This window comes from Alcanivorax sediminis (assembly GCF_009601165.1).
In the GTDB taxonomy this organism is placed as follows: Bacteria; Pseudomonadota; Gammaproteobacteria; order Pseudomonadales; family Alcanivoracaceae; genus Alcanivorax; species Alcanivorax sediminis.
The window spans coordinates 2,757,652-2,770,425 of the sequence record NZ_WIRE01000001.1 but is presented as its reverse complement, the minus strand read 5'-3'; the positions used below and the strand labels follow the sequence as shown (position 1 = coordinate 2,770,425).

The 12,774-nt window shown below is 56.3% G+C and carries 12 protein-coding genes; 5 read left to right on the top strand and 7 right to left on the bottom strand.

Annotated elements, in window-relative coordinates:
- The first annotated feature begins 39 nt into the window (after nt 1–39).
- From sohB to GFN93_RS12655, 3 genes are all read left to right on the top strand, one after another.
- Entirely contained in the window at nt 40–1,092 is a 1,053-nt protein-coding gene (gene sohB / locus GFN93_RS12665; protein ID WP_328594621.1) for a protease SohB, read from the top strand.
- A gap of 25 nt (nt 1,093–1,117) precedes the next feature.
- Nucleotides 1,118–2,107, top strand: a complete 990-nt coding sequence (locus GFN93_RS12660; protein WP_153501417.1) for a YhdH/YhfP family quinone oxidoreductase — start codon at nt 1,118–1,120, stop codon at nt 2,105–2,107.
- Nucleotides 2,108–2,283: 176 nt separating this feature from the next.
- On the top strand, nt 2,284–3,240 hold the full coding sequence (locus tag GFN93_RS12655; RefSeq protein WP_153501416.1) for a zinc transporter ZntB: 957 nt from the start codon (nt 2,284–2,286) through the stop codon (nt 3,238–3,240).
- 35 nt (nt 3,241–3,275) lie between these two features.
- Here the strand turns inward: GFN93_RS12655 and GFN93_RS12650 are convergent, their stop codons facing one another.
- The 3 genes from GFN93_RS12650 to GFN93_RS12640 all read right to left on the bottom strand — a co-directional run bounded on the left by GFN93_RS12650 (nt 3,276) and on the right by GFN93_RS12640 (nt 5,785).
- Nucleotides 3,276–3,764: a DUF934 domain-containing protein gene (locus tag GFN93_RS12650; RefSeq protein WP_153501415.1), complete on the bottom strand. Its 489-nt coding sequence runs from the start codon at nt 3,762–3,764 to the stop codon at nt 3,276–3,278.
- A complete protein-coding gene (locus GFN93_RS12645) occupies nt 3,757–5,406 on the bottom strand; it encodes a nitrite/sulfite reductase (protein WP_153501414.1) in 1,650 nt (549 codons plus the stop codon). The genes GFN93_RS12650 and GFN93_RS12645 overlap by 8 nt, the downstream gene beginning before the upstream one ends.
- A gap of 151 nt (nt 5,407–5,557) precedes the next feature.
- Nucleotides 5,558–5,785 carry a DUF2970 domain-containing protein gene (locus GFN93_RS12640; RefSeq protein WP_153501413.1) on the bottom strand — a complete coding sequence of 76 codons (228 nt, stop codon included), beginning with the start codon at nt 5,783–5,785 and terminating at the stop codon, nt 5,558–5,560.
- 194 nt (nt 5,786–5,979) lie between these two features.
- On the opposite strand from GFN93_RS12640, the gene nfuA reads away from it, so the two are divergent.
- Nucleotides 5,980–6,573 (top strand): Fe-S biogenesis protein NfuA, encoded by a 594-nt coding sequence (gene nfuA / locus GFN93_RS12635; protein WP_153501412.1) that lies wholly within the window; start codon nt 5,980–5,982, stop codon nt 6,571–6,573.
- 126 nt (nt 6,574–6,699) lie between these two features.
- On the opposite strand, the gene GFN93_RS12630 is transcribed toward nfuA, so the two are convergent.
- Entirely contained in the window at nt 6,700–7,488 is a 789-nt protein-coding gene (locus GFN93_RS12630; protein WP_153501411.1) for a M48 family metallopeptidase, read from the bottom strand.
- A 4-nt stretch (nt 7,489–7,492) separates the two neighbouring features.
- On the bottom strand, nt 7,493–9,145 hold the full coding sequence (locus GFN93_RS12625) for an ABC1 kinase family protein (protein WP_235902056.1): 1,653 nt from the start codon (nt 9,143–9,145) through the stop codon (nt 7,493–7,495).
- A 103-nt stretch (nt 9,146–9,248) separates the two neighbouring features.
- On the opposite strand from GFN93_RS12625, the gene GFN93_RS12620 reads away from it, so the two are divergent.
- Nucleotides 9,249–9,572 (top strand): SET domain-containing protein, encoded by a 324-nt coding sequence (locus GFN93_RS12620; RefSeq protein ID WP_153501410.1) that lies wholly within the window; start codon nt 9,249–9,251, stop codon nt 9,570–9,572.
- Between the two features lie 144 nt (nt 9,573–9,716).
- Here GFN93_RS12620 and GFN93_RS12615 read toward each other — a convergent pair whose 3' ends face one another.
- Together GFN93_RS12615 and lon are read right to left on the bottom strand one after the other, a co-directional pair.
- On the bottom strand, nt 9,717–10,421 hold the full coding sequence (locus GFN93_RS12615; RefSeq protein ID WP_153501409.1) for an RluA family pseudouridine synthase: 705 nt from the start codon (nt 10,419–10,421) through the stop codon (nt 9,717–9,719).
- Nucleotides 10,396–12,765: an endopeptidase La gene (lon, locus tag GFN93_RS12610; protein ID WP_153501408.1), complete on the bottom strand. Its 2,370-nt coding sequence runs from the start codon at nt 12,763–12,765 to the stop codon at nt 10,396–10,398. The genes GFN93_RS12615 and lon overlap by 26 nt, the downstream gene beginning before the upstream one ends.
- Nucleotides 12,766–12,774: the final 9 nt, after the last annotated feature.

The window sequence follows — 12,774 nt, the reverse complement described above, 5'->3', positions numbered from 1 at the left end:
TGTGAGACAGGCATCCATTTTCAATCAAGCAGGTACATCGTGATCGCGTTTCTTTCTGAGTACGGCATGTTTCTTGCCAAAGTGGCCACCCTGGTGGTGGCGCTGTTGTTCATTATTGGGGGTATTGCTGCCTCTGCTTCCCGCGGGCGCCACAAGGGAGGTGAAGATGGCGAACTGAAGGTCCGCCACCTGAATGATGAGTTTGAAGACCTGAAAGATGCGCTGGAAGCCGAAATTCTTCCTGAAGCTCAGCGCAAGAAAGCTCATAAAGAGAAGCAAAAGCAGGAAAAGCGCGAGGCGAAGCAAAAGAAAAAGGCAGGAACGGAAGACAAGATTCCGCCACGCCTTTTCGTTCTGGATTTCGATGGCGATGTACAGGCCAGCGATGTGGAAACCCTGCGTCGTGAGATCAGCGCAATCCTGCAGGTAGCCAACCAGAATGATGAAGTGCTGGTTCGCCTGGAGAGCCCGGGTGGGCTGGTGCACAGCTATGGGTTGGCGTCATCCCAGCTGCGCCGCATCCGCAATGCCGGGATCAAATTGACGGTCGCTGTGGATCGTGTGGCTGCCAGTGGCGGCTACATGATGGCTTGTATTGCGGATCGCATTGTCGCTGCCCCATTTTCCATCATCGGCTCCATTGGCGTCGTCGCCCAGATCCCCAACTTCCATCGGTTACTGAAGAAAAATGATATCGATGTGGAGCTTATGACAGCGGGTGAATACAAGCGTACCCTGACCATGCTGGGCGAGAACACCGACAAAGGCCGGGCCAAGTTTCAGGAAGAGCTGGAAGACACCCATCGCCTCTTCAAGGACTTTGTCCGTGATAATCGCCGCGGACTTGATCTCGACAAGGTGGCCACCGGGGAGCACTGGTTTGGGCTTCAGGCCAAGGAGCTGGGGCTGGTGGATGAGATTATGACCAGCGATGAGTTACTGCAGCAGCGCAAGGACTCCGTCACCCTCTATCAGGTGAACTGGGAAGTGAAACGCAAGCTGGGCGAGCGACTGGGTTTCTCCATGGAAGCCACGTTGCAGCGCGTTATCGAGAAACTCTGGCATCGCGGTAGCCAGCGCCAGATACATTGATCCTCTTACGTTCAGGAGAAGAGCTATGACATTCCAGGCATTGCAGACCCGAGAAGTTGACGGGGGGTTCCAGACGGACCTGGTTGAACGGGATCTGTCAGAACTTGGCAGCGAAGGTGTGCTGGTCCGGGTGCAGTGGTCTTCTCTGAACTTCAAGGACGCGCTGTCTGCCACTGGTAACAAGGGCGTAACGCGTAATTTTCCTCATACCCCCGGCATTGATGCTGTGGGCGTGGTGGAAGAGGCCGGGGATGGGCCTTTCTCCAAAGGGGATGCGGTGATCTGTACCGGCTACGACCTGGGTATGAATACCGATGGCGGTTATGCCGAGTACATTCGTGTGCCTGCGGAATGGCTGGTGCCACTGCCTGAAGGTTTGAGCCCTCGCGATGCCATGGTACTCGGCACCGCCGGGCTCACAGCGGCCCTGTGTGTAGAATCCCTGCTGGATACCGGCGTCAATCCTGAGCAGGGGCCGGTGCTGGTGACTGGTGCTACCGGTGGTGTAGGCAGTATCAGCGTGGCGATTCTGGCCAAATTGGGTTTTCAGGTTGCGGCGGTGTCTGGCAAACAGGATGCCGTGGACTGGCTGAAACAGCTGGGTGCCAGCGAAGTGATCAGCCGTGATGCGTTTCTCGAGAATGCCGGCAAGCCCATGCTCAAGGAGCAATGGGCGGGTGCTATCGATTGTGTGGGGGGGGACGCGCTGACCACCGCACTGAAGAGTGTCAAATACGGCGGCAGTGTGGCGTGCTGCGGTCTGGCCGGCTCCCCGGAGCTGAACATGACTGTGTTTCCGTTCATTCTACGCGGCGTCAATCTGCTCGGCGTGGACAGCGTGGAATTGCCGGTAGAGATCAAGCAGCAAATGTGGCAGCTGCTCGCAGACGAATGGATCCCGGGTGGCATGAGCCAACTGGAAGCCGCCGAAATTACTCTTGAAGACGTGAATGAATGGGTGGCGAAGATCCTAAAGGGGGGCGTGCGCGGCCGTGTGGTGGTGCGTTTGCCCTGATGGATTAGTGGATGATCAGACGCTTGTCTTGTTTGTTCAAGATCGGATAAAAAGGCGGAAATACCCGGAAGGTATTTCCGCCTTTTTGCATTCTGGCGCTACATCTTTGCTATGGATTCATCTGACGGGAATGGGGCATCATCCTGAAAATAACCCCGGCCTGACAAGGAATGCGAATGGACAAGAATAACTGGCTGAAAATTGGGTGCTACCTGAATGATGAGGGGGGGAGTATCCCTTTTGCGGCTTCTGACACGCTCCAGTCCGACCGTACCCATTGGGTTCATCTTGATTACACTCAGCCACAGAGTCTTGCGTGGTTGCAGTCCAACGGTATTCCGGATCGTGTTGTCGATGCACTCACGGCTGCAGAAACCCGCCCGCGTGCCACAGAAGTGGCTGGAGGCCTGCTGGTGTATCTTCGGGGCGTCAATTTGCAGCCTGGGGCACGTCCGGAAGACATGATTGCACTGCGACTGTGGCTGGGGCCGCACGGTGTGATCAGCACCCAGAAGCGCACGCTGGTGTCCGTAGAGACCGTTGAGGAATCTCTTTCGGTCGGGGAGGGGCCGCAGTCCGCCACCGAACTGGTGGCCGCGCTGGTGGACGAGTTGACCTGGCGAATGGAAGACGTTATCGAAAATCTGGAAACGGAAGTGGAGGGCTGTGCGGAGCAGCTTGACGCGTCACCAACCGCATCATTGACCTCACAGTTGGGTTTGCTGCGACGGCGGGCGATTACCCTGCGTCGTTACCTCACGCCGCAGCGTGAGGCGCTGGTGAAGTTGCAGACGGATCGATTCTTTCCGGAAAGTGATGTGGTACAGATTCGCGAGGCTACGGATCGTTTGCTGCGGTTGGTCGAAGACCTGGACGCGGCCCGGGAGCATGCTACCTTGCTGCAGGAAGAAGTGTTTGCGGTACAAAACGAGGCGATCAATGATCGTATGTACTTGTTGGCCATTATCTCTGCATTGTTCCTGCCCCTGGGCTTCCTGACCGGCCTGTTCGGGATCAATGTGGGCGGTCTGCCTGGAGTGGAGAATGACCGAGCATTCTGGTGGTTCTGTGGCGTGATGACTGTCATCGCGATTGGCGTGATGATCTGGATGCGAAAACGCCGCTGGTTCTAGCAGCGGCGTTTTCGTTTCGAGGGAAATGTTTCTGATCAGGCGCGACGGTAAATCGGTCGCGGGTCAGTCACATCCCCTTGATAGGTCACGGTGAAATCCTGCAGCCCGGCGATGGCTTCTTCTATGCTGCGGTCCGCACGTACTTCAAAGGCATTGAAGCCGCAGCGTTGCAGGTAGAACAACTGGTCGCGCAGCACATCCCCGGTGGCACGAATTTCCCCCTGGAACTTGTAGCGGGTGCGCAGCTCGCGTGCGTAGGAGTAACCTCGCCCATCCTTGAATGCCGGGAAGTGGATGGCAATCAGTTCAAACCTTTCCAGATCGTCTTCCAGGTCGCGAGGCTCTTCACCCGGCGCAAGCCAAACAGCCACGTCGCCACGGCTGATTAGCTCGTCACGGTTGCTCTGCCAGTAGGCGAGGGGAACAATGACCTTGCCTTCCGGCAGACCATTCTCCAGTGATTCCGCTTCCAGACGCTGCCACTGGTTGTCCACGATGGCACCATCAACGATGACCTTACCCATAGATGCGCTCCTTGAACGTGTCCATACCAATGCGTTCGTAGGTGTCGATGAAGGGCTCGTTTTCGTGACGCTTTTCCACGTAGAGGTTGATGATTTTTTCAACCACATCAGTGACTTCGTCGGCCTCGAATGACGGACCCAGCTTCTCGCCTACGCGAGTAAATTTGTCACCACGGCCACCCAGAGTGATCTGGTAGAACTCTTTACCTTTCTTGTCCACACCCAGGATACCGATATGACCAATGTGATGGTGCCCACAGGCGTTCATGCAGCCGGAAATGTTCAGGTCCAGCGTGCCAAGGTCATGCAGGTAATCCAGGTCCGAGAAGCGATGCTGGATGGACTCGGCAATCGGGATGGACTTGGCGTTGGCCAAGGCACACAGGTCGCCACCGGGGCAGCAGACCATATCGGTGAGCAGACCGAGGTTGGGTGTAGCAAAGCCCAGCGCGTCCAGCTTCTGCCAGAGGGTAAACAGGTCGCTGGCAGCAACATCCGCGAGCACCATGTTCTGCTGGTGGCTGTTGCGGATCTCTCCAAAGCTGTAGCTGTCAGCCAGCTCAGCCACTGCGTCCAGTTGCTCGTGGGTAATGTCGCCCGGCACCCGGGAAGTCTTTTTCAGGGTGAGGGTAACGGCACGGTAACCCGCCTGCTTGTGGGCATGGGTATTGGTGTGATACCAGCGGTTAAACGCCTTGTTATCGGCAAGACGAGCTTCCAGTTCGCTGCTGTCCACATCGCTGCGGTAATCCTGAGCGGTGAAGCATTGCTGGATACGTTGAACCTCTTGTTCGGTGAGGGTCATCGGACCGTCTTTCAATTCGGCGAACTCTTGCTCAACCAGTTCCCGATATTTGTCCGCGCCCAGAGCCTTGACCAGAATCTTGATGCGCGCCTTGTACTTGTTGTCCCGGTTACCGTACTTGTTATACACACGCAGCACGGATTCCAGATAGGAGAGCAAGTGTTGCCAAGGCACGAATTCGCCAATGACCGCTCCGGTCATGGGGGTACGGCCGAGACCGCCGCCGGCCCAGACTTCGAAGCCGGTTTCACCGGCATCATTGTGGACTACCTTAACGCCGATATCGTGTACCCCGATAATGGCCGGATCTTCATCCTGCACGGCATTAACCGCAATCTTGAATTTGCGCGGAAGGTAGGCAAATTCAGGGTTGAAGGTCGACCACTGGCGAATAATCTCGCACCAGGGGCGAGGATCCTCGATCTCTTTAGGGTTCACGCCAGCCAGTTCGTCCGTGGTGGTATTACGGATACAGTTACCACTGGTCTGAATGCCATGCATCTGAACTTCGGCCAGCTCGGCGAGAATGTCAGGTACGTCTTCAAGCGCGGGCCAATTGAGCTGAATGTTCTGCCGGGTACTTACGTGGCAAAAGCCCTTGTCGTAGGTACGGGTGATATGTGCCAGCCGACGTAGCTGGGCACTGGACAGCAGCCCATAGGGAACCGCGATGCGCATCATTGGCGCATAACGTTGAACGTAAAGGCCGTTTTGCAGGCGCAGGGCGAGAAACTCGTCTTCGCTAAGTTCGCCGGCCAGATAACGGCGGGTTTGGTCACGATACTGTGCCACCCGTTCTTCCAGCAATCGCTGATCGTGCTCCTGATAAACGTACATGGGACCGTATACCGTCCTTAATGCTTGAGAATTCAATAAGTAAGCGCCGCGCGCAGGGGGCTAGTGCGGCACTCTAGCAAAGCCCCCTTATAGTGAAAAGAAATATCTTGGCATATCTCTATAACAGAGGGCGCTTAAAAATGGCGGGAAATTACTTGGCTGCAGCGTCCAGAACCAGGTTAACGGTGATCACCATGCCGATGACCAGACCAATGACCAGAATCACATAGACGCCAAGATAATTGCCGGCATCACCCTTGGTGAAATCGCGCTCGCGGTTCTTCCCGCTCTGTACGCCAATCAGCGCCGCCAGAATACTGTGAATAGTCTGGATCAGGGTGGGTTTGTCCTGTTTGTCTTGGTCGTTTTGCTCTGTCATCGCTATCCCGCCGCTGCTACCTAATGCCGGTTCGAAGTGGGGCATATTCTACGCTTCCGTGTCGCGGACTTATACCCTGAAGTAAAACTGACCTTTGATCATTTGCAACTGCCGAGTACCTGACTAAAATAGTCGGGATAGTTCCGCTGGCATCAATGCTTGCCTGCGGTCACTCACCCGGATCAGGAAGCGTAATGTCAGAGCAGTTGATCAAGATTACTGAGCCCGCCCAGGAATACCTGCGCGACTTGCTCAGCAAACAGGACCAGGAAGACATCGCGGTTCGCATCTTTGTGGAGCGTCCTGGCACCCCCCATGCCGAGTGCTGCATGGCCTACTGTCCGGAGGGTGAGCAGGAAGAGGGCGATGTGCGCCTTGATTTCGAAGGGTTTTACGCCTGGATCGAAGGCAAGAGTGTGCGTTACCTGGAAGATGCGGTCATCGATTACAAAAAAGACAGCATGGGAGGCCAGCTGACTTTCCGCGCTCCGAAATCCCGCGTGCCGGACATCAGTGAAGATGCTTCTGTGGAAGAGAAGATCAACTATGTGCTGTATGCCGAAATCAACCCGAACCTGGCGGCCCATGGTGGCAGCGTGCAGCTGCTTGAGTTAACCGAAGATATGGTTGCAGTGCTGGAGTTTGGTGGTGGCTGTCAGGGTTGCTCCGTGGTGGATGTCACCCTGCGCGATGGTGTGGAAAAGACGCTGAAAGAACGTATTCCGGAACTGACTGGCGTGCGTGACAAGACCGATCACACGGTAACGGATAACGCATACTACAACTAAGATCCGGCCACGAGTTACAGGCTAAAAAAACCGCGCCCTCACAGGCGCGGTTTTTTTGTTCTTGGCTATAAGCGGGTTCAGCCTTGCTTGGCGCTTCCCGCGTTGTAGCTTGAAGCCTGCGACTTTTTAACCGCAGCTCGGATTCCGGCCAGCCGCCTTGGCTTGGTTATAAAGCGGCATCACTTCCGGCAGACGAGACTGCAGCCCTTGTATGCGGGTCTCGTTGGAGGGGTGGGTGGACATGAACTCCGGTGGCTCGCCGCCATTGGCTGCAGCCATGTTGACCCACAGGTTGACGCTTTCACGCGGGTCGAAACCGGCTTTGGCCATCAACTGCAGGCCAACAATATCGGCTTCCGCTTCATGCTTGCGGCTGAAGGGCAGGGCCACACCATACTGCGCGCCAAGTCCCATGGCGGCGAAAATACCCTGTTTGACGGCCGTATCCTGCCCGGCGATGGCGCCGATCAGGCCCAGGCCATTCTGGGTGGCGTATTCCAGCGACATGCGCTCATTGGAGTGATGGGCCTGCACATGGCCAATTTCATGGCCGATAACGGTGGCCAGCTGTGACTGGTTCTTGGCGACTTTCAGCAAGCCGGTGTTCACGCCAATCTTGCCGCCCGGCAGAGCAAAGGCATTGGCAGAATTATCTTCGAACAGGTTCACCTCCCAGGACTGCTTGTCTGGCAGGGTTGAGGTAATGGCATTGGCCACGCAACGGATGTAGGCGGTCTGGCTCTGGTCCTTGCTGACCGGCGTTTCCTGCTTGATCTGTTGGTAGGCTGTGGCGCCCATTTCATTCATCTGATCTTCCGGCATCAGCAGGAACTGGTTGCGCCCCAGAGGAGACGTGGCGCAGGCAGCCAGTGAGCCCGCCAATACAGTGATCAGGATTTTTCCGTGTAGATTCATTTAACTACTCCCATTCCCTCAGGAAACGCCGGGAAACAAACATCAGCCAGCTGGCCCAGCCAGCACTGCCCAAAAATACCAGTAACCCCAGCACAGAGATTCCCCATGGCGCCGGTGCCACCTTGCCCGCCAACAGGATACTGCCGCCGATAAAGCCTGCAAGTACTATCAGTGCCTGAACTTGACGATACTGGCCTCGTTCCAGCCGTGTCACCAGCCTTTCCAGGTGACGAGGGTCTATGCCGCTGTCCTGATGGGGCCCCTGGCCCGGTACAGATGGCGGCGCATACACCTTGTCGACCACATCCAGCGCTCTCAAACTCAGGCTCTTTGCCAGCCTGACTGGCGAGTAGCGGGTTCGAATTACCCTCTTCAGTAGTGGCTCGGCCTCAGTCATCAAGTCGAAATCCGGATTCAGCAACCGACCGAAGCCCTCAAGAGTGATGATGGCCTTGATCAGCAAGGCGATATCGCTGGGCAGTACCAGATTATGGTTGCGCACCATGGCGGTGACATCGGCGAGTAGCGCAGTAATGTCCAACTGAGCCAGGGACACGCCGTGATATTGACTGATGACGTCTTCAACATCTGACACCAGCTGATCGAATTTGATCGGTTGGCCATCCGACCAGTTGGCAAGTACGCCTGCGCACTGTTCTGCCTCGCGTAGAACCACCGATCGGGTCAACTGCAAGATCTGCTCACGGCGGTTGTGGCTCAGCTTCCCCACCATGCCGAAATCCAGCATGGCAATGCGGTTGCCTGACAGGATGATGAAGTTTCCGGGGTGTGGGTCAGCATGGAAGAAGCCGTCTTCCAGGACCATTTTCCAGGCTGCCAGCGCGCCTCTGCGCGCAACCAGTTCACGATCCAGGCCGGCCTGCTCTATCTGTTCAACCGCACGGGCGGGAATCCCCTGAATCAGGTCCTGAACCTGAACAGTTGGTGAGGACAGGTCCCAATGCACCCGGGGTATCGTCAACCATTTAAGGGAACGCATATTCTTGCGGATGCGGTCTGCATTACGGGCCTCAATGGTGAAATCCAGCTCACGCAACAGAGAACGGCGAAACTCTCTCACCAGTTCTACTGGCCGGTAGCGACGTAGCTCGACTGAGTTATCCGAGGCAATTTTGGCCAGTTGATCCAACAACCGCAGGTCGGATTCAATTTTGTCCCGGATACCTGGCTTCTGGATCTTGATCACCACCTTCTGGCCACGGCGGGTCAGGGCACTGTGTACCTGGCCGATGGAGGCGACACCAACAGGCTCAGGGTCAATTCGGGCAAAGAGATTATCGATAGGTTTGCCGAGCGCGGCTTCTACTATGGGAGATAGATCGGCAAAGGGAATAGGGGAGGCCTGATCCTGGAGCTTTTCAAATTCACTGATCCAGTCCATTGGAAACAGATCGACCCGGGTGGCCAACACCTGGCCAAGCTTGACGAAGGTGGGGCCCATTTCTTCCATGGAGTGACGCAGTCGTTCTGCCGTACCCATTCGCAGCATATCGCTTTTGACTGGACTTCGGACCAGCTTGCCGGCTTGTTCTATCGGTGTTGCCAGTCCTAACCGGCGAATCACATCAGCAAAACCGTAACGAAAAAGAATGGCGGCCAACTCGTTCATGCGCAGCAGGTCTTTGCCCGTATGCATCAGATTCACAAACGTATCCCTGTCATAAAAAAGTGATTCCCTGAAGACTGTGACATTCTCTGGCAAAATGCCAGAGCGACAACTGACAGGAATACGGAACACTATGTCCAAGCCATACCTACGTGATGACCTGGTGGATGTGCGAGAAAGCAAACTGCATGGTCGTGGTCTGTTTGCTGCACAACCCATCGCAAAGGGGACCGAGCTGGGCCTCTGCAAGGCCCGCCGTACCAAAGAGGAAGGTCCCCATGTGCTGTGGATTGATGATCACGGAGAAGAAAAGTACCAGGTGCAATGTGACCTCAAGTACATCAATCACAGCAAGAAACCCAATGTGGCCTACTATGATGACCTCACCGTGGTGGCGTTGAAGAAGATCAAGGCCGGCGATGAGCTGCTGCACGACTACGGTGAGGAGTGGGAGTGAAAGAGCAGTTAATAATTAACAGTGAATAGTTAATAGCTAAAACCCAAATTCAAAACCGCTCGAATTACCCCGAGTTGCCCTGTAGGAGCGCCGCTTTTGGGGGGAACCCTCGCGGAGCGAGGCTACCGCAGGCTCTTTGCCAGCCTAGAACGGGCAGGGTGAGCTGAATTCGCACCACAGGCCGGTGACGGGATGGTTGAAGCCCAGCCATTCGGCGTGAAGCAGAAGGCGCGGGCTAAGCGCTTCCACCGCTGGCGGTGCGTACATGTCACAGCCGATGATGGGGTGCCCCAACTCTCTGCAATGAATGCGCAACTGATGGCTGCGGCCAGTAACCGGGCTCAAGGCCAGTCGGGTGCGATGATGGACTTCATCCCTCTCCAGTACCTGGTAGTGGGTCAGCGCGTGTTTGCCATGCTCATGGCACACCTTCTGCAGCGGCCTGTTTGGCCAATCAGCAATGAGGGGCAGTTCAACGCTTCCTTCATCCTCGGCAACGATGCCATGGACTACTGCCTGGTAGCGTTTCTTGACGGTGCGCAGCTGAAACAATCGGCTCAGGCGGCTCTGGCCCTCACGGCTGAGTGCGAACACCATGATGCCTGAGGTATCCAGATCAAGACGATGAATCAGGCGAACATCCTCGAACTGCTGCTGCAGGCGGGTGATGGCGCAATCCTTGTTTTCCGGCGCTCTGCCGGGAACGCTCAGCAGATACGCCGGCTTGTTGATGAGCAGGATATCCGCATCCTGATAAACGATACCCACCCGCTCATGGCAGGTGGGCACGATGTAGTAGGACGGATTATCGGTCACAGAGGAATCAGCCCCAGAGAATGTGGAAGACATCGCTGTACTGCTCGGCAAAATGCACAGTCAAACCTTCCTTGAGATAGGCGGGAAGTTCATCAAAGTCTCGCTGGCATGCATCTGGAAGGATCAACTCACGAATGCCCACCCGGCGTGCAGCAATCACCTTCTCGCGAATGCCGCCCACCGCCAGCACCTGGCCAGTCAGTGTGAGCTCGCCCGTCATGGCAACTTTACGCGGCAGGCGCTTCTTCATCAGCAGTGACAGCAGGGCAGAGGCCATGGTGATGCCCGCGCTGGGGCCATCCTTTGGTGTTGCTCCCTCAGGGACGTGCAGATGGATGAACGCATTATCGAGAACATCTTCCACCAAGCCGTAATCCTGCAAATGGCTGGCCACATAGCTATAGGCAATTTCGGCGGACTCTTTCATCACATCGCCTAGCTGGCCGGTGAGCTTGAAGCCTCGCTGCCGGCTGTGAACCAGGCTGGCTTCAACGGACAGCGTGGCACCGCCCATGCTGGTCCAGGCCAGACCGGTAACGACACCGATGCCTCGCTGTGTTTTTTCGGTCTGGAAGTAGGGCTGACCCAGAAAGTCCGAAAGGTTCTTGCCGCTGATACTGATCTTCTTCTCACCATCGAGCAGCTGCACAGCGGATTTGCGGATGATCTTGTTCAGTTGCTTTTCAAGGTTCCGTACCCCGGCTTCGCGGGCATAGCCCTCAATCACCTGACGCAGTGCGCTGTCACTGATCTTGAGCTGGGACGCCTTGACGCCGGCGCGGTCCAGAGCCCGAGGCCACAGGTGCTTGCGGGCAATATTCACCTTTTCCTCGGTGATGTAGCCTGAAAGGCGAATGACCTCCATGCGGTCCAGCAAGGGGCTTGGAATACTGTCCAGTGTGTTGGCAGTGCAGACGAACAGCGCATGGCTGAGGTCCATCCGTTCATCCAGGTAGTGATCCAGAAAATCCTGGTTCTGCTCTGGATCCAGCACCTCCAGCAGTGCAGATGCCGGGTCTCCCTGAAATGACTGACCCAGCTTGTCGATTTCGTCGAGCATGATGACCGGGTTGGCGGTGCCGGCCTCCTTGAATGATTGCACCAGCTTGCCCGGCATGGCGCCGATATAGGTGCGGCGATGACCCTTGATCTCTGCCTCATCACGCATGCCGCCCAGACTGAAGCGGTAGAACTGTCTCCCCAGTGCCTCAGCGATGGATTTGCCGATGCTGGTCTTGCCAACGCCGGGAGGTCCGACCAGCAGAATGATGGAACCTTTGACTTCACCGCGCAGTGCGCCCACGGCCAGGAATTCGACGATCCTGTCCTTCACATCATCCAGGCCACTGTGGTGTTGCTCGAGTACGCCCTTGGCGTGCTTGAGATCCAGGTTGTCGTCACTGTACTGCCCCCAGGGCACGCTGGTCAGCCAGTCCAGATAATTGCGGGTGACGCCGTACTCCGGTGATCCTGTTTCCAGTACGGATAGTTTATGCAGCTCATCCTCAAAGCGTTTGAGGACTGGCGCAGGCGGCTCAAGGGCAGCCATGCGCTCACGAAATTCGTCGGCTTCTGCCGTTTTGTCGTCCTTGCTCAAGCCAAGTTCGCGCTGGATGATCTTGAGCTGTTCACGGAGGAAAAACTCCCGCTGATGCTTGCTGACCTTCTCATTCACCTCTTCGGTGATTTCGCTTTGCAGCCTGGCCACCTCCAGTTCCTTCTTTACCAGCGTCAGCACTTTTTCCATGCGCGGCCGCAGCGGTACAGTTTCCAGAATGGACTGAAGCTCGTCTCCACTGGCGCTGGTCAGCGCGGCGGCAAAGTCGGTCAGCGGAGATGGGTCCGTGGGGGAGAAGTTTTGCAGGTAGTGGCGCAGGCCCTCATTGTAGAGAGGGTTGAGCGGCAGCAACTCCTTGATGGTATTGATGATCGCCATGCCATAGGCACGAATCGTTTCGTTCGCATCCTTGGCCGGTTGCGGGTAACTGACTTCCGCCATGAAGGGGCGCTTGCGATTGAGCCAGCCCTCCACATGGAAACGGGCGGCACCTTGAGCGACCAGCTGAAAGTGATCATTCTCTTCATTGAGGGCGTGCACCTTGACCAGGCAGCCGTACTCGGGGAAATCGTCTGCCTCAATGGTGTCGGGATCCTTGTCACCCACATACACCAGTCCCAGTGACTGATGCGGGGTCTGGCTGACGCGCTCGAGAGTCTGCTCCCAGGTGTCCCTGTCGAGCATGACCGGCTGTACCAGCCCCGGCATAAAGGGGCGGTAACGCACGGGAATGATATAGATGCGTTGAGGCTTGAGCTGGTCAGGCAGGGCAAGGGTGCCCTTGGCGATCTGGTCGGTATTCTGGGTATTGTCTGTCATGGTGTCACT

Bases quoted from the DNA above. Each gene is read 5' to 3' on its own strand.
- GFN93_RS12620 (WP_153501410.1), top strand. From the start codon at position 9,249: ATGTCCAAGCCATACCTACGTGATGACCTGGTGGATGTGCGAGAAAGC.
- GFN93_RS12640 (WP_153501413.1), bottom strand. From the start codon at position 5,785: ATGACAGAGCAAAACGACCAAGACAAACAGGACAAACCCACCCTGATC.
- GFN93_RS12615 (WP_153501409.1), bottom strand. From the start codon at position 10,421: ATGTCTTCCACATTCTCTGGGGCTGATTCCTCTGTGACCGATAATCCG.
- nfuA (WP_153501412.1), top strand. From the start codon at position 5,980: ATGTCAGAGCAGTTGATCAAGATTACTGAGCCCGCCCAGGAATACCTG.
- GFN93_RS12650 (WP_153501415.1), bottom strand. From the start codon at position 3,764: ATGGGTAAGGTCATCGTTGATGGTGCCATCGTGGACAACCAGTGGCAG.
- lon (WP_153501408.1), bottom strand. From the start codon at position 12,765: ATGACAGACAATACCCAGAATACCGACCAGATCGCCAAGGGCACCCTT.
- GFN93_RS12660 (WP_153501417.1), top strand. From the start codon at position 1,118: ATGACATTCCAGGCATTGCAGACCCGAGAAGTTGACGGGGGGTTCCAG.
- GFN93_RS12630 (WP_153501411.1), bottom strand. From the start codon at position 7,488: ATGAATCTACACGGAAAAATCCTGATCACTGTATTGGCGGGCTCACTG.
- GFN93_RS12655 (WP_153501416.1), top strand. From the start codon at position 2,284: ATGGACAAGAATAACTGGCTGAAAATTGGGTGCTACCTGAATGATGAG.
- GFN93_RS12625 (WP_235902056.1), bottom strand. From the start codon at position 9,145: ATGCATACGGGCAAAGACCTGCTGCGCATGAACGAGTTGGCCGCCATT.
- GFN93_RS12645 (WP_153501414.1), bottom strand. From the start codon at position 5,406: ATGTACGTTTATCAGGAGCACGATCAGCGATTGCTGGAAGAACGGGTG.